The 22056-nt window shown below is 72.3% G+C and carries 17 protein-coding genes; 6 read left to right on the forward strand and 11 right to left on the reverse strand.

Going from position 1 to position 22056, the window contains the following annotated elements; all coding sequences use genetic code 11:
* The first annotated feature begins 144 nt into the window (after positions 1-144).
* Both ACWC5O_RS22705 and ACWC5O_RS22710 read left to right on the forward strand, forming a co-directional pair.
* Complete coding sequence (locus ACWC5O_RS22705; RefSeq protein ID WP_450587870.1) at positions 145-1134, forward strand: helix-turn-helix domain-containing protein; 990 nt, start codon at positions 145-147, stop codon at positions 1132-1134.
* A 36-nt stretch (positions 1135-1170) separates the two neighbouring features.
* On the forward strand, positions 1171-1653 hold the full coding sequence (locus ACWC5O_RS22710; RefSeq protein ID WP_450587868.1) for a DUF456 domain-containing protein: 483 nt from the start codon (positions 1171-1173) through the stop codon (positions 1651-1653).
* Positions 1654-1657: 4 nt separating this feature from the next.
* Here the strand turns inward: ACWC5O_RS22710 and ACWC5O_RS22715 are convergent, their stop codons facing one another.
* From ACWC5O_RS22715 to ACWC5O_RS22740, 6 genes are all read right to left on the reverse strand, one after another.
* Positions 1658-2860, reverse strand: a complete 1203-nt coding sequence (locus ACWC5O_RS22715) for a GDSL-type esterase/lipase family protein (RefSeq protein ID WP_450587866.1) — start codon at positions 2858-2860, stop codon at positions 1658-1660.
* Positions 2861-2983: 123 nt separating this feature from the next.
* Positions 2984-3118: a hypothetical protein gene (locus tag ACWC5O_RS22720; protein WP_450587865.1), complete on the reverse strand. Its 135-nt coding sequence runs from the start codon at positions 3116-3118 to the stop codon at positions 2984-2986.
* A gap of 226 nt (positions 3119-3344) precedes the next feature.
* Positions 3345-3836, reverse strand: coding sequence for a methylated-DNA--[protein]-cysteine S-methyltransferase (locus ACWC5O_RS22725; protein ID WP_450587863.1), 492 nt, complete (start codon positions 3834-3836; stop codon positions 3345-3347).
* Positions 3836-5230 carry an AlkA N-terminal domain-containing protein gene (locus ACWC5O_RS22730; protein ID WP_450587967.1) on the reverse strand — a complete coding sequence of 465 codons (1395 nt, stop codon included), beginning with the start codon at positions 5228-5230 and terminating at the stop codon, positions 3836-3838. Before ACWC5O_RS22730 ends, ACWC5O_RS22725 begins: the two co-directional genes overlap by 1 nt.
* Before the next feature lie 299 nt (positions 5231-5529).
* Positions 5530-6690 carry a ribosome small subunit-dependent GTPase A gene (rsgA, locus tag ACWC5O_RS22735; protein ID WP_450587861.1) on the reverse strand — a complete coding sequence of 387 codons (1161 nt, stop codon included), beginning with the start codon at positions 6688-6690 and terminating at the stop codon, positions 5530-5532.
* 248 nt (positions 6691-6938) lie between these two features.
* Complete coding sequence (locus ACWC5O_RS22740) at positions 6939-8621, reverse strand: SWIM zinc finger family protein (protein ID WP_450587859.1); 1683 nt, start codon at positions 8619-8621, stop codon at positions 6939-6941.
* A 371-nt stretch (positions 8622-8992) separates the two neighbouring features.
* Between ACWC5O_RS22740 and ACWC5O_RS22745 the strand changes: the two genes are divergently transcribed.
* A complete protein-coding gene (locus ACWC5O_RS22745) occupies positions 8993-11131 on the forward strand; it encodes a SpoIIE family protein phosphatase (RefSeq protein WP_450587857.1) in 2139 nt (712 codons plus the stop codon).
* Between the two features lie 183 nt (positions 11132-11314).
* Here ACWC5O_RS22745 and ACWC5O_RS22750 read toward each other — a convergent pair whose 3' ends face one another.
* From ACWC5O_RS22750 to ACWC5O_RS22770, 5 genes are all read right to left on the reverse strand, one after another.
* Entirely contained in the window at positions 11315-12799 is a 1485-nt protein-coding gene (locus ACWC5O_RS22750; RefSeq protein ID WP_450587855.1) for a cellulose binding domain-containing protein, read from the reverse strand.
* A gap of 236 nt (positions 12800-13035) precedes the next feature.
* Positions 13036-14364 carry a radical SAM protein gene (locus ACWC5O_RS22755; protein WP_450587853.1) on the reverse strand — a complete coding sequence of 443 codons (1329 nt, stop codon included), beginning with the start codon at positions 14362-14364 and terminating at the stop codon, positions 13036-13038.
* A gap of 57 nt (positions 14365-14421) precedes the next feature.
* Positions 14422-15096, reverse strand: a complete 675-nt coding sequence (locus ACWC5O_RS22760; RefSeq protein ID WP_450587852.1) for a pyridoxamine 5'-phosphate oxidase family protein — start codon at positions 15094-15096, stop codon at positions 14422-14424.
* A gap of 99 nt (positions 15097-15195) precedes the next feature.
* Positions 15196-16257 (reverse strand): LacI family DNA-binding transcriptional regulator, encoded by a 1062-nt coding sequence (locus tag ACWC5O_RS22765; protein ID WP_450587850.1) that lies wholly within the window; start codon positions 16255-16257, stop codon positions 15196-15198.
* 54 nt (positions 16258-16311) lie between these two features.
* The gene (locus ACWC5O_RS22770; RefSeq protein WP_450587848.1) at positions 16312-17319 is read right to left on the reverse strand and encodes a hydroxyacid dehydrogenase; all 1008 of its coding nucleotides are present in this window, start codon (positions 17317-17319) and stop codon (positions 16312-16314) included.
* A 109-nt stretch (positions 17320-17428) separates the two neighbouring features.
* Between ACWC5O_RS22770 and ACWC5O_RS22775 the strand changes: the two genes are divergently transcribed.
* The 3 genes from ACWC5O_RS22775 (at position 17429) to ACWC5O_RS22785 (ending at position 21939) form a co-directional block, all read left to right on the forward strand.
* Entirely contained in the window at positions 17429-18682 is a 1254-nt protein-coding gene (locus tag ACWC5O_RS22775) for an FAD-binding protein (RefSeq protein ID WP_450587846.1), read from the forward strand.
* 138 nt (positions 18683-18820) lie between these two features.
* Positions 18821-20071 carry an ROK family transcriptional regulator gene (locus ACWC5O_RS22780; RefSeq protein ID WP_450587844.1) on the forward strand — a complete coding sequence of 417 codons (1251 nt, stop codon included), beginning with the start codon at positions 18821-18823 and terminating at the stop codon, positions 20069-20071.
* A gap of 11 nt (positions 20072-20082) precedes the next feature.
* A complete protein-coding gene (locus ACWC5O_RS22785; protein WP_450587842.1) occupies positions 20083-21939 on the forward strand; it encodes a glycoside hydrolase in 1857 nt (618 codons plus the stop codon).
* Positions 21940-22056: the final 117 nt, after the last annotated feature.

Here is a 22056-nt window from a genome sequence, read left to right on the forward strand (position 1 = left end):
GGCCCCGCGTCCTTCGGTGCCCCCACCTTGGCAGAGTCACCTGAGGTACGGCGATGATGAGCGGCGGCGGGTTTGCGCCGTGGCCGTTTTCCGCCAGACCGTACGGCGTCGGACGGCTGGTTCTCAGGGGAGGGACGTAGGTCGATGCTGGCAGCGATAGGCCTGGACGAGACGCACGAGTCGGCGTACCGGGCGCTGGTGTCCGTGGGCGCCGCCGAAGTGGCCGATCTGGCGCGGCGCCTGTCGCTGGCCGAGCCGGACACCGAGCGTGCGCTGCGCCGGCTGGAGCGGCAGGGCCTGGCGGCCCAGTCCCCGGCGCGGCCGGGCCGCTGGGTGGCGGCCCCGCCCGGGGTGGCGCTGGGGGCGCTGCTCACCCAGCAGCGGCACGAGCTGGAGAAGGCGGAGCTGGCGGCGGCGCTGCTGGCCGAGGAGTACCGGGCGACGGCGGCCGAGCCGGAGGTGCACGACCTGGTGGAGGTGGTGACCGGTGCCTCGGCGGTCGCCCAGCGCTTCCTGCAGCTCCAGCTGGGCGCCGCCGAGGAGGTGTGCGCGCTGGTCACCGGCAATCCGGTGGTGGTCTCCGGTTCGGAGAACGACGCGGAGGAGCAGGCGGCCGGGCGCGGCGTCCGCTACCGGGTGGTGGTGGAGCGTGCGGTGCTGGACCTGCCGCACGGGCTCACCGAGCTGACGGCCGCGCTCGGGCGGGACGAGCAGGTGCGGGTGGTGGACCGGGTGCCGACCAAGCTGGTGATCGCCGACCGCTCCCTCGCCATGGTGCCGCTGACCTCCCGGACGGCCGGGCCGGCCGCGCTGGTGGTGCACGCGAGCGGTCTGCTGGAGCTGCTGGCCGGGCTGTTCGAGTCGGTGTGGCGCGAGGCGCTGCCGCTCAGGCTGGGCGCCTCCGGGGTGACCGAGCAGCAGCCGGACGGCCCGGACGCCACCGACCTGGAGGTGCTGTCGCTGCTGCTGGCCGGGCTGACCGACGCGAGCGTGGCCAAGCAGCTCGACCTGGGCCTGAGGACCGTACAGCGCCGGGTGAAGCGGCTGATGGAGCTGACCGGGGTGACGACCCGGCTGCAGCTGGGCTGGCAGGCCTACGAGCGGGGCTGGGTGTCCCGCGAAGGCTCCCGGTGACCTGCGGGTTCTTGCGTCCTCCGGCACTCTGGGCAGATGGGAGCGTGGGAACTCCTGCTGGTCGGCGTGGTGCTGGTGCTCGGCCTGTGCGGAGTGCTGGTGCCCGGGGTGCCGGGGTCGTGGCTGGTGTGGGCCGCGGTGCTGTGGTGGGCGCTGCAGGACCCGCAGCCGGTGGCCTGGGGCGTTCTGGTGGGGGCCACCGGGGTGCTGCTGCTGTCGCTGGTGGTGCGCTGGGCGCTGCCGCCGCGCCGGTTGCGGGCGAGCGGCGCCACACCCCGCATGGCGGTGTACGCCGGAGTCGGCACGTTCCTGGGCTTCTTCCTGATCCCGGTGGTGGGCGCGCTGCCGGGCTTCATGGCCGGGGTCTACCTGCACGAGCGGCTGCGGCTGGGCCGGCACGGCGAGGCGATGGCCGCGCTGCGCACGACGATGCGGTCGGGCGGCTCCAGCGTGCTCGCCGAGCTCTTCGCGTGTCTGCTGATCACAGGGGCATGGCTCGGTGCGGTGCTGTGGGGCTGACCGGTCAGCCGGCGACGGCCGCGGCGCTGCCGGCCAGGGCGCCGACCACGGTGTCGGCGACCGCGCTCATGCCCGCGTCGTTGAAGTGCAGGTGGTCGCCGGGGTCGTAGCCGGGCAGGAGGCGCTCGGGGGCGGCCGGGTCGCGTACGGCGGCGTCGGCGTCGGCGACCGCGTCGAAGGCGCCGCCGGTGCGGATGAACGCGTTGACCTGCTGCCGTACCGCCTCGCGGGCCGGGGTGTACGCGGGGTAGCCCTCCCACGGGGTGAGGGTGACGCCGACGACCCGGATGCCGCGGGCGTGGGCGCGGGCGACGAGGGTGCTGAACGCGGCGGCGAAGGCGGCGGGGTCGCTCGCCTCGGGGGTGCCCTTGATGTCGTTGATTCCCTCGAACACGATCAGGGCCCGTACCCCGGCCCGGTCCAGGGCGTCGGCGTCCAGGCGGGCCAGGGCGCTCGGACCGACGCCGTCGCGCAGCAGGCGGTTGCCGGCGAGGCCGGCGTTGAGGACGCCGATCCGCAGGCCGCTCAGGTGCCGGGCGAGCCCGTCGGGCCAGCGCTGGTTGGTGTCGGCGGTGGAGCCGGTGCCGTCGGTCAGGGAGTCACCGAAGGCGACGACGCTTCCGGCGCCGGTGCCGAGGACGTCGACGCCGGTGACGTAGTACCAGTAGCCGATGGCCGTGGTGTACGCGGAGCCGTCCTCGTCGGCCGCGTGACCGGCGCCTGCGGGGGCGAGGTAGCTGGTCTGCAGGGCGGTGCGGTGGTAGGTGGCCGGCCCGGAGTCGACCGGGGTGAGCACGGTGACCAGCAGGTCGGCGGCATCCGGTACGGGCAGCAGGACCGGGTCGGTGACCAGGTCCTGTCCCACCGGGACGACGGCCGTCGGGGCGCCGCCGAAGGTGGCGGTGCGCAGGGTGCCGCGCACCGCGTCCGGGCCGCCGCCCCCGCGCAGCGCTACCGTGACCGCGCCGAGCTGCAGGGGCACGGTGCCGAGCCGGTTGCTGAGCCGGATCCGCACGGCCATGCCGCCGACGCTGAGGTGGACGACGTTGCGGACGGCGGCCCCGGACAGCGCCGCTGCGGTGCCGGAGGGGGCCGTCTCCCAACTGCCCGTCCACACCGGCGTCGTGGGCCGGGCAACGGCCGTTGTCGTGGTGCCCGGCAGCACCGCGAGCAGAAGCGACACGAGGACCCGTCCGACCTTGCTCATGCCTGCGCCCGCCCTTCCCCCGTGCCCGTCGCAGGCGACCGTCCCATACGCCCGCCTCAGGGCGCCGGAACATCCGCACCAGTCCACCCGCTCGGCGTAGGGCGTCAGGCACGGGTCGGCGCCTCAGGGCCGCCAGCGCGGTGCCTGGTCGTCCGGGGTGTCGGGGCTCGCGAAGTGGAAGGGGACCGAGAGATGGGCGGCCAGGGCCGTACCCGCCCGGGTGGACGCCGCCGAGGGACGCCGCGGGCCGGGATCCACGAGCTCTCCGAAGTGCCTTACGGCCGTGCCCGGTAGATGGTGGCCAGCCGATGCTCGCCGGTGGGGTCGGCGATGACGGCCACCAGTTCCGCGAACCAGTCGTGCGTGGTGTCGCGGGTAGCGGTCGGCCTGGTCGCGGATCCCGGCCGGCAGCAGATTCCGCCACTCGGTCGTGGCCGTGTCGGTCATCCAGAGCCCCCGTCTTCCCTGCTCCGAACGGGAAACCCTATGCCGACAGCGCGCCCTCCAGGGTCAGCAGCCACACCTTGCGCTCGAGTCCGCCCGCGTACCCCGTCAGCGAGCCGTCCGCGCCGATCACCCGGTGGCAAGGGCGCACGATGAGCAGGGGGTTGGCGCCGATCGCTCCGCCGACGGCGCGGACGGCGGCGCGCGGGGCGCCGATGCGGGCGGCGATCTCGCCGTAGGTGGTGGTGCCGCCGTACGGTACCGAGTCGAGCGCGGCCCAGACCCGTTCGCGGAACTCGGTGCCGTGGGTGTGCAACGGCAGGTGGAACTCCTTGAGTTCGCCCGCGAAGTAGGCCGTGAGCTGTTCCTCGGCCGCGCGGAAGGGGCCGGGGTCGTGTCGCCAGCCGTCCTGGACGGTGCGTCCGCCCTTCTGGCCCGGCAGGGACAGTGCGGTGAGTGCCCCGTCCGGGTCGGCGGTGAGCAGGAGCCGGCCGAGCGGTGTGTCGATGCCCGTCCAGTAGGTCGCTTCCATCAGTCTCTCAACTCTCCTGTGATGCACAGATGTTGGGCGGCGTAGGAACGCCACGGCCGCCAGCTGTCGGGTACGTCCGCTCCGGGCGGGGCCACGTCGGGGTCGCCGAGGGCGCGGACGCGCAGGGTGGCGACGACGGACGGGGCCAGGCCGGGCAGGGCGAGCAGCGCCTCCTGGGCCGCGTCGCGGTCGGCGCCGGGGTCCAGGCGCACGGTGCCGTCGGCGAGGGCGGCGGCCAGCGCGCCCAGCGGTCCGCCCAGGTCGGCCTCGGCGAGGGCGGCGGCCTCCGGGAAGAGGTGGGTGAGAGGGCCGCAGGGGGCGTCGAGTGCCTTGCCGTACCGGCGGACCAGGTCCTCCGCTCCGGCCACCCCCACCAGCGCCCGTACGGCGGGCTCCAGCGGGTCGACGGCGCCGGGTGAGCGCAGTCCGGGCCGGGCGGCGACCAGCGGGGCTAGCCGCGGGTCGGCGCCGAGCCGTTCGTCCACCGCGTACGGATCGGCGTCCAGGTCGAACAGCCGCCGCAGCCGCTGCACGGCCGTGGTCAGGTCCCGTGGGTCGGTCAGGTGCAGGCGCGCGTCGAGCCAGCCGCCCGGATGCGTGCCGCCGCCCGCCCTCGGCCCCCCGGTGCGCTCCTCGACGGCGACGAGCGCGGTGCCGTACGGCAGTCGCAGGGTGCGCCGGTAGGTGCGGCCGCCGGGGGCGCCGCTCACCTCCTCGACGCCGGGTACGGCCTCCCGGGCCAGCTGGTCGAAGACCGCGGCGGCCTGGTAGGGGCCGCGGTGGGCGAGCCGGAGGGGGATGCCCGCGCCCGGGGTGGCCCGGCGGGCGCCCCTGCCGCGGGGTGCCGCGGCCCGTACCTCGGTCGGCGTGGAGTCGTACACCTCGCGGACGGTGTCGTTGAACTGCCGCACGCTGGCGAACCCGGACGCGAACGCGATCTCGGTGATCGGCAGCTCGGTGGTCTGCAGCAGCACCCGGGCGGTGTGCGCCCGCTGGGCGCGGGCGAGCGCCACGGGTCCGGCGCCGAGTTCGGCGGTGAGCTGCCGCTGCACCTGCCGGGCGCTGTAGCCGAGCCGGGAGGCGAGGCCCGCGACGCCCTCGCGGTCCACGACCCCGTCGGCGATCAGGCGCACGGCCCGGCCGACGGCGTCCGCGCGGACGTTCCACTCGGCGGACCCGGGCACGGCGTCCGGCCGGCACCGCCGGCAGGCCCGGAAGCCGGAGCCCTGCGCGGCGGCGGCCGTCGGGAAGAACCGCACGTTGCGCCGCTTCGGGGTGACCGCCGGGCAGCTGGGCCGGCAGTAGATCCCGGTCGTCTCGACGGCGAAGAAGAACGCCCCGTCGAACCGCCCGTCCCGGCTGCGCACCGCCTCGTACCTGGTGTCCTCGTCCATCACGTGTTCCAGTGTGGGGCCTGGCGGCAGGTCGGGCTGGCGGAAATCGGACGCACAGCCGGGCGGTGGCCGTCGGGGCTGGAGGGCGGAGTCGTCGCCCCACCGGTCCAGGAGGTCGTCGGCCGTCTGCGCGGGCTCGTGCGGGATCGTCCCGCACCGCGAACAGGCCGAAACGCCTCTCCATGGTCTATTTCCATATCGGCGACGGAAACGGACGCGCTGCTCGCGCTGAAGCGCAGCGGCTCCCGGCGGGCGCCGAAGCCACCCGCCGGGAACGCGCCCTCACGCTCCGTCCCCTACTACTTCCACCGGCCCCGCTTGGCCTCCATCGCCGCCTTGCCCTCCGCCCCCTTCCGCTTCCAGTCCTTGCGGATCTCGGAGCGGAGCCGGGCGTCCGTCTTGGCGACGATCCACTGGTTCTCCCGCATCAGCTTGCGGTAGCTGTCCAGGCGGCGGACCGGCAGGACACCGCTGTCCACCGCGGCGCGGACCGCGCAGCCGGGCTCGGTCTCGTGGGCGCAGTCGTGGAAGCGGCACTGCCCGGCCAGCTCCTCGATCTCGGAGAACACCTGCCCGACCCCGCTCCCGGCGTCGAACAGGCCGACGCCCCGCAGCCCGGGGGTGTCGATGAGCACGCCCCCGGAGGGCAGCGGCAGCAGGTTGCGGGTGGTCGTGGTGTGCCGCCCCTTGCCGTCCACGTCCCGGGCTGCCTGCACGTCCATGACGTCCTCGCCGACGAGGGCGTTGGCGAGCGTGGACTTGCCCGCGCCGGACTGCCCGAGCAGCACGGACGTGCCCGAGCCGACGAGGGAGACGAGCACGTCGAGGCCGTCGCCGTGCAGGGCGCTGACGGTGAGCACGGGCACACCGGGCGCGGTCGTCTCGACGTCCTGGACGAGGTGGGCCAGGGTCACCGGGTCCGGCACGAGGTCGGCCTTGGTGAGCACGACCACGGGCTGTGCGCCGGACTCCCAGGAGAGTGCCGACTCGTGCAGCAGTGCCTCACCACTCGAACAGGACATGGCGAGCGCCAGGAACCGCTCGATCCGCCCGAGGTCCAGTTCGGCCGCGAGCGACACACAGATGACGACGTGATCGATGTTGGTGGCCAGCACCTGGCCATCGGAACGCTTGGACGAGGTCGAGCGCACGAAGGCGGTACGGCGTGGCAGCAGCGTCCGTACGTACCGCGGGTCGCCGCCTTCCGGGTCGACGGCGACCCAGTCCCCCGTGCACACCACCTTCATAGGATCCCGGGGCACGACGAACTCGGTGTCAGCCCGGACGATGCCGGGCGGGGTGACGACGTCGCACTGGCCGCGGTCGACCCGCACGACACGGCCGGGCAGGAAGCCCTGCTCGGCATAGGGAGCGAACTCCGCTTCCCATCCCTCGTCCCAGCCGTAGGGGGCCAGAGGGTGCGATGAAGCGGAAGAAGCCGAAAGAGACGAGAGATTCAAGGGAAACCCTTCACAGGGCGGCCCCGGCCGCGCGCTCACAGGCGCGAAGAAGGCAGGAAAGATCAGCCGGAGGCCACGGAGGTGGAGTGGATGAACTTCTGGTTGCGGGCAACGCCCATCACAGAGACAGCCATCGGTCACACCTCCCGTTTCTCACTCGGCCGACGGCAGCGGCCAACAGCCACTGCGTGAAGCGGACCTCACACTAGACGCGGCCGCATTCCGGCGCCACCGATTTTCTGGCAGGGTCACAGGCCGTGCTGGTCGAGGAACCGCATCAGGTTCCGCTTGCGCTTCTGGCCGGCCCGCAGAGCGGCGAGGTACGCGGTGAACTCGTCTTCGGTGCCCAGGCGGTGGTGGCACTCGCGCATGCTCAGCAACAGGACGGTCAGCTGCTCGTAGACGGCATTGCCCGTCTGTTTCATGAGCGGTTCGGCCAGCCGCAGGTAGACCCCGAGCGCGTCGGCAGGACGGATGGCGCGGGCCTGGTCGGCGAGGGCGAGCCACTGCCGGTCATGCGCATGCGTTTGGGCCGCGGCCCGCCAGGCGGCGTCGGCGTCGCCGTCGTCGAGCAGGGCATCGACCAGGACCGGGCCGCCGTACCAGGACTGCTGTCGCCGCCCGGCGTCGGCGCGCAGCAGCACGAGCGCCTGTGCCCGCTCGGCCTGCCAGCAGCCGGCCGCCTGTGCCGCCGTACGCAACTGCTGGTACGCGGCCAGGGAGCGGCGGGTGGCGAACTGGACGCGACGCAGGGCGACGGCGTCAAGGAGCCGGTCGGCGCGGGTGTAGCGGTCGCAGAGGTAGTCGATCAGGGGGTGGTCGGGGGTGACGTCATCGGGTGCTTCCTCAATGCCGCGTTCCGCCCACCGCAGGGCCTCGTCCGGGCGGCCGACGGCGTCCAGTTCGCGGGCGACGCTCAGGTGGGTGCTGCCGTCCGGGGCGAGATCGGCCGCGTGCACGGCGACCCATCCGTCCACGTCCCCTTCCGCCTTGGCCAGCCGTTCCATCAGGTACTTCTCCGCCCAGCCGGTGCGGTTGCGGCGCCAGGCCGCAGCCGCCACTTCCTTTACCCGGGCCATCCCTTGCGCGCCGAGGACATCCTCGTAGTCGAGGGGGTCGATGCCGGTGAGACCGTCCAGGTCGCTGAGCAGATGGGCGACCAGCCACCGGGCTGTCTCGTCCGGGTCGGGGCATGCCGCGCGGCACGCGCCGAGGTGGGCTTCGGCAAGCTCAGCCCCGATTCCACCCAGGTGACCGTCGGAGTCATCGATCGCGTCCTGCGCCTCGCTCAGCAGCTGCATCGCCTCCCGGGACAGGGAGATCGCGTCTGCGGGCCGCCCGGCGGCGGTCAGCGCGGCGATCGCGGACACCGCCTGAGAGGCCTGTTCGCCATAGGCGTGGGCATCGGCGTACTCGACGTAGCCGTACCGTGCGAAGGGGGCGGTGTCGAGGAGTTCCCGGATCCGGGCGCTGACCTCGACCAAGTCTCCGCGGGCACTCGCCGCCCGCAGCTCCAGTCGACGCGCCAACTGCCGGTCCTCGGCGACCTGTTCACGGACCAGAGCGAGCAGCTCATCCCTGGAGAGCGTAGCCAGCCACGCATCCAGCTCCTGGGCACGAGTCCTGGCCCGGCCGCGCTGCCGCGGCACCGCCTCCGGCTCGGCGAGCGCGGTCAGGCCCAGAGCGACCAGGTGCTTGCAGAAGTTGCCCTCCATGCCGTGGGGGCAGTCGCACTCCCCGGCAAGGCCGTCGGGCCCGTCCAGGGTCAGCTCCGCCTCGTAGGCGTCCGTCCCGTGGACGGTGGCCGTGATCCAGCCGTCGCCGACCTCCACGGCGGTCACCGCGGCCAGATACCCTCGGCCCCGCTCGAAGGAGCGTGGCCCTGCCAGCGCCCGCAGGTCGTCCTCGTCGAAGTCCAAGTCCTTTGCCACAGAGGCATTCAACCGGAGGACCGGAGCAACGGCTCTGCAGTACCCGTATCGCTGGTCGACCGCTTGGTGCAGCGGTTCCTGCCGACCGCATGGTGCGCTCGTGGACCCGTCCGCAGGAGCGGTGACCACCATGGAGGCGGCGACCGCCGTCGGACACCTGTCGCTCGGCCAGGATGACCGGGGACGACTCAACGATCATGTCCTCGCTGATCACCAGCTCGATGCGCGTCTGCTGAAGTTGTTCATGGCGGTGGACGTCGCGCTCGGCCCCCGGTCGGCCTGGGAACAGCACAGACGTGTGGCAGAGTGGAGAAGTGAGACAGGAGAGGGCGCCTGTCATGTCTGCACATTTCGAACCTCGCAGTTCGGCCATGACCCACTCCGTCCCCGTCAACCGACGGAGCGAGGAGTACGCGGGCCTGTTCGACCAAGCCCCGGTGATCTTCGCTGCGCTCAGTGGTCCCAGACACCTGCTGGAGGCGGCGAACTCGGCGTTCTTCGAGACCGTCGGATGCGACCGCGGCCGCATCGGCGAGCCGATCGCGGAGGTGGTTCCGGAGCTGGCTCCGCAGGGCGTCCTCGACCGGCTCGATGAGGTCTACCGCACGGGCGTCGCGTACCGGGCCCGAGACGGGCGGCTCCTGCTGGGCGGGCCGGGCAGGCAGCGGGAAGGGTTCTTCGACTTCACCTACGAGCCCCGCCGGGACCCGGTCGGCCGGACGGACGGGGTCGTGGTGATCGCGGTCGAGACCACCGCGTACCACCACGCACATCTCCTGGCCGCCGAGCAACGCGTGCTGCTGGAGCAGATCGCACGCGACGCCCCGCTGGACGAGGTCCTTTTCGGCATGGCCACGGCAATCGAGGCGCTCTCCCCGGACCTGATCGTCTCGGTACTGCTCGTCGACGCCGACGGACAACGCCTGCGGCACGGCACCGCACCGCGCCTGCCCGACTTCTACAACGAGGCGGTCGACGGGACGCCCATCGCTGAGGGCGCCGGCTCGTGCGGCACGGCCGCCTACCGGCGCCAGCCTGTGATCGTCACCGACATCGCCACCGATCCCCTGTGGCAGGACTACCGCGAATTGGCGTCGCGAGCCGGGGTCGCGGCGTGCTGGTCCACTCCGATCCAGGACGCGGACGGCCGGCTGCTGGGCACCTTCGCGATGTACCACCGCACACCCAAGGTTCCCGCGGACAAGGACGTGGCGCTCAGCGTGGCGTTCGCCCGCATCGCCGCGCTGGCCGTCGAACGCCACTCCGTGGTGGAGGCGAGCCGCGCCGCCCAGGAGCACGAGAGGGCAGCCCGCGAGGATCTCGCCTTCCTGTTGGAAGCCAGCACCGCTATCGCGCGCGAGACACACTACTCCGACAGCCTGCAGCGCATGGCGCGACTGACCGTTCCGGCCCTGGCGCCGCTGTGTTGCGTCCATGTGGTCGAGCGCGGCCAGGCGCAGCGCATCGCCATCGCCGCGTCGACCCGGGACGGGGAAGAGCTCCTCTCTTCCCGCGCACTGCGTGACGAGGTGGACGCCGCAGTCGCCCGCGTGCTGGCCTCCGGCACCACCGAGGCTGTCCACACCGACGGCCGCTGCGCGCAGCTCGGCGTCACGAGTCACGTGTGCGTGCCACTGACGACCCGGGGCCACGCCTTCGGTGTGCTGACTCTCCTGACCACCGACCTGCCCCTGGGCGACCGCACGATCGCCCTGGCGCAGGAACTCGCCCGCCGGGCTGCGTCGAGTGCCGACAACGCCCGCCAGTTCACCGACCGCGTCCGGCTGGCACGCGATCTGCAGGCAGGCCTGCTGCCCCCCGAGTTGCCCAGGATTCCCGGCGCCACGCTGACATCCTCGTACCATCCGGCAGGTGAAGGACTCGACGTCGGCGGCGACTTCTACGACGTCTTCCCGCTGCCCGACGACCGCTGGGCTCTCATGATCGGCGATGTGTCCGGGCGCGGCGCGCTGGCCGCCACGACCACCGGAATCGTCCGCCACACCGCACGCGCGGCCGCCCGTCTCCTGAACGACCCGGCGGCGGTGGTCGCCGCCATCAACGACGCGTTGGTGTGGAGCACCGCCGATGAGGACCAGTTCGTTTCGCTCGTCTACGGTGAGCTGCGGCACACCGCGTCCCACCTCGCGCTGAATCTGATCCGAGCAGGCCACGTCCCGCCGCTCGTGCGCCGCGCCGACGGCTCGGTCGTGGAAATCACCGAACCGGGCCTGCTGCTGGGCATCGGTCCCGACCCCGGCTTCTGTCCGTGCGGCATCGAACTGCACCCCGGGGACAGCCTGGTCCTGGTCACCGACGGCATTACCGAGGCTCGTTCGGCCGACGGGGAGTTCTTCGGCGAGGACCGCTTGGCCGACGCGCTTGCCGCCGTCCGGACCACCACGCCCACCGCCGCCGCCCTCACCGAGTCCGTCACCACCGCAGTCACCGCGTTCGCAGGCAATGCCACCGTCGACGACCAGGCCATACTGGTTGTCACCGCCACCTGATGGTCCGTCGACGTCCAGGGCGACAGCGACGAGCCGTCCGTCTCCCTTGCCGTTGCTCAGGGCGGTGACCCGACGGGCCCCGAAGGCCGATCAAGGACGTCGCGATCGGGACTGGTACGGGGTGAACGCGTCGGCCCAGGCGTCGTCCCAGCCGTGGAGACGCGGACACGTCGGCATCCGCCGTCAGTTCGCCGCGCAGGCAGCCCCGTTGAGGGCGAAGTCGTACGGCACCCGGTTCTTCCCCTGCCAGGACGCAAGGAACCCGAACGTCAGCGTCCCGTGCGCGGACACGGACTTGTTGTAGTCGGCGGCGGAGGCGATGACGCGGGAGCCGTCCTGGTGGACCGTCGCGTCCCACATCTGGCCGACCTGCTGGCCGTCGCGGAAGCGCCAGGCGACCTGCCAGCCGGAGAGGGCCTTGTCGGTGGTGACGGTGACGGTGGCCTGGAAGCCGTCGGTCCACTGGCTGTCCAGGTTGTAGTCGACCCGGCAGGTGGCCGCGGGGGCGGTCGTACGGGTCGGGCCGCTGGTGGTGGCGGCGGAGGTGCCCTGGGGTTCGGGGTCGGGGTTCTTCCGGCCGGACTTGGTCCTGGAGGCAGCCGGGGAAGGGGTCGTGGAGGGTGTGCGGGAGGGGGTCGGGTGGGTGGTGGTGTCGGGGACGGCGGGGTCGGCGACCGGCTGCCGGTCGTCGTGGGCGCCGGCCGCCCTGTCGTCGCCGGAGCCGCCCGAGCCGCCGAACGGCATCATCGACACGCCGAGGGCCAGGACCGACAGCAGGACGGCGGCGGCGAGCAGGCCGTTGCGCAGGACGCGGCTGCGGCCCTCCTTCTCCTCGCAGTCGCCGCCGTCGGCCTCGGCGGCGCCCGGTCGGCCCACGCCGAGCCGGACCTCGGCGGCGCGGCGCCGGCGCTCCAGATAGGCGAGGCCGCCCCAGCCGATGACCCCGCCCGCCAGCGCGGCGGGCAGCCCGCCCCCGTGCAGCCGCAGACAGGCGGCGGCCTCGGCGCACCGGACGCAGGTGGCGAGGTGCCGGGAGAGGTCGCCCGGTGTGTCGGCGGCCGGCGAGCGGGTGACCGCGTCCAGCAGGCGGGCGTAGCTGCGGCACTGCGCGTCCATCGGGGTGTCGAGGTGCGCGCGGTGGCAGCGGTCCCGGAACAGGCCGCGTACCTGGTCGAGTTCCTCGGCGACGGAGGCCGGATCGAGACCGAGCCGGCGGGCCACGGTCGGCAGCGGCAGCGCCTCCACCTCGGCGAGCCACAGCAGCGAGGCGTCCGCCTCCTGCATGTCCTTGAGACCGCGCAGCGCGACCGGGCGCTGCAGCGGCGGGCCGGTGTAGCGGGCGGCCTGGCCGGAGTTGAGCCACAGCCTCAGGTCGGGGTCCAGCTTGTGCCCCTCACCGTCGGCCTCCCAGCTCGCGGCCGTGTTGCGTACGGCGGTCAGCAGCTCCGGGATCGTCGGCAGCCGGCCGGCGCGCCGGCCGGGGCCGCGCGCGGGCACGGTGCCGGCGGCGCGCACCTCGCGCATGCCGAGGGTGAACGCCTCGGTCGCCAGCTGATGTGCCGTCAGGGAGCCGGAAGTGCACAGGTCGGCGTACGAGAGCACCGCGTCCCAGCACTCCGAGAACAGCGCGGCCTCGGTGGCGTCCTGGGGGGTCGGCAGGTCGGGCATGGGACTCCTGCATCCACGTGCGAGGTCAACTCGGCATAGGAAAAAATGGAGTTGGGGAGAACCTCGCGGCGGCAGGAGCCTTTCACGTCTTCGCCACAACTGACAAGCGCCGTATTCGAATTCGGTGACCAAGAGGTCGCGTGACGTGACCGCATCCGCGCAGGACCGCAACTCCGGCCCCTGATACGGATGCGGGCGCCGATCGACTCACCGTCCCGCCGGTTTTTCGGAGCGGATCACACCTCCGCCGGCTCGGCGGCGGGCAGACTGTCCATGAAGGAGCTGACGGAGAACACCGCGCGGCCGGGTCCGGGCGGGCCGTAGCCGGGGGGCGAGGAGAGGCCGAAGTCGTCCATGGTGGCCCGGTAGGCCTCCAGCAGCCGGATGTGGTACTCCAGGGGCGCGCCCTGCGGGTTGGCCTTGCCGAGCGGGGTGGTGGGCTCCGGGCACCAGGTGGTGAAGCGGGGCGTGATGCCGTGTGACATGAAGAAGCGCAGGCCCTCGGTGGTGGAGGCGATGGCCTCGTCGACAGTGGTGAAGCCGAACGGCTCGGCCATCTCCACGCCCGCCACGAAGTTGGGGATCACGTTGCGGGCGCCGAAGATCTCCGCCGAGTCCAGGATCCGCTTGTGCCACTCGTCCCGGCCGACGTACCGCTCCTTGCCGGGGCAGTACAGCTCGAACAGCCGGCGGTCCCACACCTCGAAGTTGGGGTGGTAGATCTGCACGCCGTAGTCCTTGAACCGCTGCACGTCGTCACGGGGCAGCGCCTGCGCGACCACCTTGCCGATCCACCGCCCGGGGAAGCGCTCCTCGATGGCCTTGGCGTAGTGCCCGTAGAAGTCGGCCTCGTCGCGCCCGGCGACCGTCTTGGTGATCGCGCCGCCGGTGAGGGTGTAGGCGGTGGACGCCTTCTGGGTGTCGTACCGGTCGATGATCTCGAGGGCCTCCAGGACCTCCTCGACGTCCTTGACCCCGGTGTACGGCCGCCCGGCCGCCTTGTGCTGGCGCCAGTTGTGGTTGATGTCGCAGTACTGGCACTCCTCCTTGGCGCCGAAGTACTGGCAGACCCGGAAGACGGTGAGGTAGATCAGGTAGCCCCACTGGATGGTGGGGGCCACCTCCATCACGGACTTCCCGTTGGACAGGGTGTGCCGGTAGTACTCGGGCATCGGCGGCACGCCCACGTCGGCGATCCGCTTCCCGTCCAGGTACAGCCCGAGCAGCCCCTCGTCGTCGGCGGCGACCCGGTACGGCGAGGCCGGGTTCACCCGTACGGAGACCACCGTACGGCGCAGGTCGTACGGGCCGCCGGTGAGGATGATCTCCTCCGGGGGCCGGCGCAGCGCGGCCTCGCCGAGCTCGGGCAGGGTGCCGTGGTCGAAGGAGAAGATGAAGTACGACTTCGGCTTGACCTCGCCGGCCGCCTCGTTGGCGGTATCACTGAGTGCGGATGGGTCGAAGGCGACGCCACCCCGAAGCAGGTCCTCCTTGAAGACGGCCTCCCGCGGTACATGCGGGAACCTCTCCATCAGATCCTCGACCAGCGCGGTACGGCTGCCCATCCGTCATCTCCTCCCGGCTCAGGCGTTCGCCTCTCACCGTATGCCCCTGCCCCCGGGTCAGCCGTGCCGGGTCCCCGCACGGCGCGCGATGTGTCCCGGTACGGCGGTGCCGGACGGCAGCGCCGGGTCGGAGACGGGCTCGCCCCAGACGGAGGTGAGCGGCAGGACCCCGGCCCACAGGCCGAGTTCCGCGTCGGGTCCGTCGCCGTCGTCGGGAGCGCCGCTCCGTATCTTGACGGAGGCCTCTTCGAGGGACAGCGCGAGGAGCGTGGTGGCGGCGAGTTCCTTCCGGTTCGGCCGCCGGGCGTACGACCACTGCCCCGGCGTCGCGTGCTCGGTGAGCCGGCGCAGCCCCTCCAGCTTCTCCTCGGGGTCGGTGACCTTGCGGGCGGTGCCGTGGATCACGGCGCTGCGGTAGTTCACCCCGTGCTCGAAGACCGACCGGGCGAGCACGAGCCCGTCGACGTGCGTGACGGTCACACAGACCGGGAGATCACCGGCCAGACTGCGACTGGCCACGGACCCGTGGACGTACAGCTCCCGCTCGTCCCGCCCGTACACGGTCGGCACGACCAGTGGCCGCCCCTCGACGACCACACCCAGGTGACAGACGAAACCGGCATCCAGAATCGCCTCCAGCTCGGCCCGCTCCAGGCTGCCCTGGTCGCGGAGGCGGCGGTGGCGGGTGAGGTCGGTTTCGGGGAGCCGGGGAGGCAGCGGTTTCGGAGCCATGGATCAAACGTTACCGATATCGCACATCCAAGGCTAGATATATTGCGATTCCATCGCCACAGACACCGAGAACGACGATATCCGCAGCACATGCGGCGGTCAGTCGCCCCGGCGCGTCGAGTCCCGCAGCACCACATGCGTACCCAGCACCAGATGCTGGCTGTCGGCCATCTCGTCGCGGTGGAGGGCCAGACGGACGGCGGTGCGGCCCAGTTCCTCCTGGGGGACGTGCACGGTGGTGAGGGACGGGTAGACGTCGCGGGCCACGGGGATGTCGTCGTAGCCCGCGACGGCGATGTCGTCGGGGATGCTCCGCCCCGCCTCGCGCAGGGCCTGGATCACGCCCGTGGCGATCATGTCGGTGGCGGCGAAGACCGCGGTGAAATCCGGTCCGGAGGCGAGGAGTTCGCGGGTGGACTGGTAGCCGTACGAGCGGGAGAAGGTGCCGTCGACGATCAGCCGGGGGTCGGGGGTGAGGCCGAGGAGTTCGTGGGCCCGGGTGAAGCCGCTGATGCGCTGGGCGCTGGTGGACAGGCCGGGGACGCGGCCGAGGTAGGCGATGCGGCGGTGGCCGGCGGAGAGCAGGTGGGTGGTCAGGGCGAAGGCGCCGCCCTCGTTGTCGTAGTCGACGACCGTGGCGGGGACTCCGGGGCCGAGCGGCGGGCGGCCGACGAGGACCAGCCGGGATCCGGCCCGGTCCAGGGCGTGCGCGAAGTGGGTCATGCGGTCCTGGTAGGCCTCGTCCTCCCAGGCGCCGCCCACCACGATCACCGCGTCGGCGCGCTGTTCGCGCATGGTCTCGACGACGGCGAGGATGCGCTTCGGGTCGCCGTGCGTGGTGCACAGCATGCACAGCCGGCCCTCCGCCGAGGCCTGCTCCTCCACCCCGCGGGCGATGTGCGCGTAGAAGGGGCCGGTGACGTCGTCCACCACGAAGGCGACCGTGTTGTTGGTCGCGCCGCCGAGCGCCCGGGCGTGCGCGTTGACCACGTAGTCCAGCTCGCGCATCGCCTTGAGCACCTTGGCGCGGGTCGTCGCGGCCACCGGGTAGGTGCCGCCCAGCACCCGTGAGACGGTCGACGCGGACACCCCGGCCCGCGCGGCGACGTCCCGCACGGTCGAGGCGTCCCCGCTCGGTGCGGGCTGTGTCCGCTTGACCACCGCTCGGCCCCCCTTCCTCGCGTCTTCAGGTCACCTTACGAGGCGGGCGCCCCGTCACGCCGCCCGCTCCAGCGCCGTGTGGTCGATGGCGTAGGCCAACTCGCCCCCGGACCACAGTCGTTCGGCCTCCTCCACGACGGTCAGGCCGAGCCGGGCCACCTCGTTGCCCTGCGAGCCCGCGAGATGCGGGGTGATGAAGGCGTTGGGCAGGTCGAAGAGGGGCGAGTCGGCGGGCAGCGGCTCGGGGTCGGTGACGTCGAGGACGGCGTTCAGACGTCCGGTGCGCAGTTCCCCGGCCAGGGCGTCGTGGTCGACGAGAGCGCCACGCGCGGTGTTGATCAGCACCGATCCGGTGGGCATCAGGGCCAGTTCGCGGGGACCGACGAGGTGCCGGGTCTCCGGAGTCTGCGGGGCGTGCAGGGTGACGATGTCCGAGGTGCGCAGCAGGTCGTCGAGGGACAGCAGGGGTACGCCGAGCCGCGCGGCCTCCGCCGCGTCCACGTACGGGTCGGCGAGGCTGACCCGGAGGTCGTAGGGCTGGAGCAGTTCGATGAGGCGGCGGCCGATGCGCGAGGCGCCGACGACGCCCACGCGGCGGCCGTGGTTGCCGATGCCGGGGACGATGTCGCCGTAGGGGAAGGTGCGGCGGGCGCGCAGCAGGTCGCGGAAGGCGAAGACGTCCTTCCCGGCGAGCAGGATCATCGCGAGGGTGTACTCGGCGACGGGCAGCGCGTTGGCGGCGGCCGCCGAGGAGACGACGATGCCGCGCTGCCACACCTCGGGGGTGGTGAACCCCTTGACCGAGCCGGCCGCGTGCAGCACCGCGCGGAGCTTGGGGGCGGCGTCCAGGGCGGCCGCGTCGAGGCGGGGGCAGCCCCAGCCGGTGACGAGGACCTCGGTGCGGGCGAGCGTCTCCCGGACCCGTGGCTCGGTGAAGTCGTGCGCCACCAGAGTGGGATCGATTTCTACGCATGCACGCAGCCGTGCGAGCACCTCCGGCGGAAAGATGTGCGGCACGTTCTGGGCGGTCATGGCGAACAGTGCCTGGGGACGCTCGGGCAAGGAAGTGACCTTCCGGCTCGGTGACGCACGGATAGCAACCGGTCTCTACGGTAGGTCGCCGCGAATGAGAGGGTCAATGGACACGCACTCACCCGGAGGGACGACAGGGATGACCGGAACGGCCGGCACGGTGACCAACTGGGCGCGCAACATCACCTATGCGGCGAAGGAGTTCCACCGCCCGCGCTCGCTCGACGCGCTCCGGGCCCTGGTGGCCGGGAGCCCGAAGGTGCGGGTGCTGGGCAGCGGCCACTCCTTCAACGAGATCGCCGACCCGGGCACCGACGGCGTCCTGCTGTCGATCGCCGACCTGCCACCGGTGATCGAGGTGGACACCACGGCCCGTACGGTACGGGTCTCGGGCGGCGTCCGGTACGCCGAGCTGGCCCGCACGGTCCACGCCCACGGTCTCGCGCTGCCCAACATGGCCTCCCTGCCGCACATCTCGGTGGCCGGCTCGGTGGCGACCGGCACCCATGGCTCGGGGGTGGGCAACGGACCGCTCGCGGCCGCGGTGCGGGAGGTCGAGCTGGTGACCGCGGACGGCGCGACGGTCTCGATCGCCCGCGGGGACGCCCGCTTCGACGGTGCCGTGACCTCCCTCGGCGCGCTCGGTGTGGTCACCGCGCTCACGCTCGACCTGGAGCCGTCGTACCAGGTGGAGCAGTACGCGTTCACCGAACTTCCGCTTGCGGGAATGGACTTCGGGGCGGTGGCCGGGGCGGCGTACAGCGTGAGCCTGTTCACCGACTGGCGGGAGCCGGGCTTCAGGCAGGTGTGGGTCAAGCGCCGCACCGATCAGGCGCCGGTGGACTTCCCGTGGGCCGCGCCCGCGACCGAGGCGCTGCACCCGGTGCCGGGGATGCCCGCGGGCAACTGCACCGGGCAGTTCGGGGTGCCGGGGCCGTGGCACGAGCGGCTGCCGCACTTCCGGGCGGAGTTCACGCCGAGCAGCGGCGACGAGCTGCAGTCGGAGTATCTGCTGCCGCGGTCGGCCGCCGTGGACGCGCTGCACGCGATCGACGGCATACGGCCGACGGTCGCCGGTGTCCTGCAGACCTGCGAGGTGCGTACGGTCGCCGCCGACCCGCAGTGGCTCAGCCCGGCCCACGGTCGCGACTCGGTGGCCCTGCACTTCACCTGGGTCGAGGACACGGCGGCCGTGCTGCCGGTCGTCCGCCGGGTGGAGGAGGCACTGGACGCCTTCGACCCGCGCCCGCACTGGGGGAAGGTCTTCACCGTGCCGCCGACCGTGCTGCGTCGACGGTACCCACGCCTGGCCGACTTCCGCGCCCTGGCCCAAACCCTGGACCCCACCGGCAAGTTCACCAACGCCTTCGTTCGGGGCGTCCTGGCAGGCTGACGGACAACCACGCGCGGCAGACTTTCTCCACCCCCTTTCCTAACCCCTTGTCGAAAGTCCCTCCCAGCCCATAGCCTGACGCCGCGCCGGTGCCGACCTCGCCCCGGTCTGATCCGACGGGATGGGAGGGGCAGCTCCGTGAAGCGCACATCACGTGACATCCGCACCGCGAACCGCTACGAGGTGCTGCGCCAGATCATCGCCGAGTCTCCCACCTCCCGGCAGGAACTGGCCGCGGCCACCGGCCTGAGCCTGGCCACGGTCGCCACGCTCGTCGGCGAGCTGCTGGACCTGCGCATGATCACCGAGGTCGGCTTCGAGGACTCCGCCGGCGGCCGCCCCCGGGGCCTGGTCGCCGTCAACGCGTCAGGGGGCGCGTTGATCGGTGTCGACATCGCGGAGACCTACGTCCATGTCGAGCTGTTCGACCTGGCGCTGAACGTGCTGGCCCGCGCCGACGAGGACATGCGGCCCGGCGAGAGCCGTCCCGAGCAGGTGGTCGGCCATGTCGCCGCCGCCGTCGGCTCGGTGGTCGCCCAGGCCGGGGTCGAGGCGGCCCGGGTGCTCGGTGTCGGGGTGAGCGTGCCGGGCCAGGTGGACCGGGACACCGGCGTCGCCGAGTACGCGCCCAACTGGAACTGGCACGACGTCCCGCTGCTCGACCTGCTCGCCGAACACATCGCGTACCCCCTGTACCTGGACAATCCGCTGCGCGCCTGCGCGGTCGCCGAGCTGTGGTTCGGGGCCGCGCGGGGCCGCGGGGACGCCGTGGTGGTCAACCTCGGCACGGGCGTCGGCGCCGGACTCGCGCTCGGCGGCGGGCTGCACCGGGGCGTGAGCAACAGCGCCGGCGAGTGGGGGCACACCACGCTCGTGCTGGACGGGCGGCTGTGCCACTGCGGCAACCACGGCTGCGTGGAGACGTACGTCGGCGCGCCCGGCATCATGCAGAACCTGCGCGAACTCAGCCCGCAGTCCACGCTGTTGCACCCCGAGGACCAGACGGCGACCATCGACGCGCTGGCCCGGGCGGTAGCCGTGGACGACCCGGTGGCGCTCAAGGTGGTCCGGGACACCGCCCGTTACCTGGGCGCCGGGATCTCCGACCTGATCAACCTCCTCAACCCCGAAGTGGTCGTGCTCAGCAGCTGGGTCGCGTCCCGGCTGGGCGAGCCACTGCTCGGCGAGGTACGCGCGGCCGTCGCCCGGCACGCGCTGCGGCGGCCGCTGGCCGCCACCGAGATCGTCCTCTCCCCGATCCCCACCGACCCGGTGTCCCTGGGCGCGGCCACGTTCGCGCTGGAAGGGGCTCTGCAGTCCGTCGGGCAGAGGACCGGCACGAAGCGCACCACCGCACCCGCAAGGAGCCGTACCGCACCGCCTTCATGACGACGGAAGGGATGCACGTGTCTCACCCCCGCACCGGTCACCCCCGCACCAGGAGATCCGTCCTGCTGACAGCCGCGGCCGCGCTGGTTGTCTCCGGAGCGCTCCTCACCTCCCCGGCCGCGAGCGCCGCCGAACCCGCGACGGCCGAGGTCTCCCCGCACGCCGCGCAGACCATCGACGACATCGGCGCCTCGGGCGCCTGGTGGGTCAACGACCTGAAGAACTTCGACCCCAAGGTCCAGGCCCGGGTCGCCAGGCTGCTGTTCTCGCGGCAGGGCCTGGACCTGAGCGCGTACCGCTACAACATCGGCGGAGGCGGCACCGGCGTGACGTACGCGCCGCGTGCCCCCGAGGACTTCCTGACCTCCGACGGCGGCTACGACTGGAGCAAGGACAAGGCCGGCCGGTACTTCCTGTACGCGGCCGCCGAGTACGGCGTCAAAGACCTGATCGGGTTCGTCAACAGCGCGCCCGCCGCCTGGAAGACGAACGGCAAGAGCTGCGGCGGCTATCTGAAGGCCGAGAACGAGCAGGACTTCGCCGAGTACATAGCCGACGTCACCGACCACTTCGCACACCAGGGAGTGAAGCTCGACTACATCAGCCCCTTCAACGAGCCGACGAACAGCTTCGACTCCTGCGGCCAGGAGGGCATGCTCGTCGACCCCTCCCAGCGGGACGACATCGTCCGCGCGCTCGGCGCCGCACAGCGGGCCCGGCACCAGAAGACGGGCATCATCGCCGACGAGTCGACCAGCACGGTCAAGTTCAACGAAGAGGTCCCCCAGTGGATCTCACAACCGGGCACGGCCCAGTACGTCTCCAAGCTGGCCCACCACACGTACGACAACCCCAGCGACGCCAACCGGGCGAAGGTCTACGAGACCTCCAAGGCGGCCGGAAAGCAGTCCTGGTCCACGGAGATCTGCTGCTTCGGCAAGGGCGGCACGGGCTGGGCTCAGGAGTACGACCCGACGATCGACGGCGGGCTGAACCTGTCGCGGATCATCTACAAGGACTTCGCGACCGCCCATGACTCGGCGTTCCAGTGGTGGGTGGCGCTGTCGGAGATGATCGGCAGCGACCCGCTGGCGAAGAACGACGACGGCTGGAACGACGGCCTGATCTACTACGACCCGAACTACGCCACGAACGGCAACCAGACCCTGTACTTCACCAAGCGCTACTACGCGCTGGGCCAGTACAGCAAGTTCGTGAAGCCGGGCTCGGTCGCGCACAACGTGACCGGGGCGCCGGACGGCGTGGAGGTGTCGGCCTACGACCGGGACGGACGGTGGGTGGTCGTGGTGAACAACCACAACACCACCGACACCCCGCTGGACCTGCACTTCAACAGCGCGACGCCGGTGCGGGCCACGCAGGCCGTGCGCACCTCGGCCGACGAGAGCTGGGCGAAGGTCGCGAGGCCGGCCGTCCGCGGCGGTACGGCCACGGCGACGCTCGCGGCCCGCTCGATCACGACGTACGTCTTCGACCAGCGGGATCACGGCAGTTCGGCGCTGACCGGAGCGCTGGTGGGCAAGCAGTCGGGCAAGTGCCTGACCGCCGACGCCTCGGGTGCGGCGCTCGCCACCTGCACGGGCGCGGCCGGACAGTCCTGGTCGTACGACGCCGACGGCACGCTCAAGGGTGCGGGCGGCTATCTGACGGCGGGAAGTTCGGGGCTGACCGCGAACGCCGCTACCGGTGACGGCACACAGCGCTGGCTGCTGAACTCCAACGGGCAGATCGTCAACGAGGCCTCGGGCAGGTGCCTGGACGTCAGCGGGCAGGCGACCGCCGACGGCAGCAAGGTGATCCTCTACAGCTGCACCGGCGGCACCAACGAGGCCTGGACCAGGCAGTAGTGCGCGCCGCCCCCATGACCGGGGGCCGCCGGCCACACCCCTGACCCGGCGGCCCTCATCTCCCGCCCCCCACAGCTCCGTTCGGCATTCCGAACCGGGCACAACGCTTCGAACAGA

The organism is Streptomyces sp. NPDC001450 (assembly GCF_053597295.1).

What these genes read in the sequence shown, in the direction of transcription:
- ACWC5O_RS22705 (WP_450587870.1), top strand. Translation starts at nt 145, where the DNA reads ATGCTGGCAGCGATAGGCCTGGACGAGACGCACGAGTCGGCGTACCGG.
- ACWC5O_RS22710 (WP_450587868.1), top strand. Translation starts at nt 1,171, where the DNA reads ATGGGAGCGTGGGAACTCCTGCTGGTCGGCGTGGTGCTGGTGCTCGGC.
- ACWC5O_RS22715 (WP_450587866.1), bottom strand. Translation starts at nt 2,860, where the DNA reads ATGAGCAAGGTCGGACGGGTCCTCGTGTCGCTTCTGCTCGCGGTGCTG.
- ACWC5O_RS22725 (WP_450587863.1), bottom strand. Translation starts at nt 3,836, where the DNA reads ATGGAAGCGACCTACTGGACGGGCATCGACACACCGCTCGGCCGGCTC.
- ACWC5O_RS22730 (WP_450587967.1), bottom strand. Translation starts at nt 5,230, where the DNA reads ATGGACGAGGACACCAGGTACGAGGCGGTGCGCAGCCGGGACGGGCGG.
- ACWC5O_RS22745 (WP_450587857.1), top strand. Translation starts at nt 8,993, where the DNA reads ATGACCCACTCCGTCCCCGTCAACCGACGGAGCGAGGAGTACGCGGGC.
- ACWC5O_RS22750 (WP_450587855.1), bottom strand. Translation starts at nt 12,799, where the DNA reads ATGCCCGACCTGCCGACCCCCCAGGACGCCACCGAGGCCGCGCTGTTC.
- ACWC5O_RS22755 (WP_450587853.1), bottom strand. Translation starts at nt 14,364, where the DNA reads ATGGGCAGCCGTACCGCGCTGGTCGAGGATCTGATGGAGAGGTTCCCG.
- ACWC5O_RS22760 (WP_450587852.1), bottom strand. Translation starts at nt 15,096, where the DNA reads ATGGCTCCGAAACCGCTGCCTCCCCGGCTCCCCGAAACCGACCTCACC.
- ACWC5O_RS22775 (WP_450587846.1), top strand. Translation starts at nt 17,429, where the DNA reads ATGACCGGAACGGCCGGCACGGTGACCAACTGGGCGCGCAACATCACC.
- ACWC5O_RS22785 (WP_450587842.1), top strand. Translation starts at nt 20,083, where the DNA reads ATGCACGTGTCTCACCCCCGCACCGGTCACCCCCGCACCAGGAGATCC.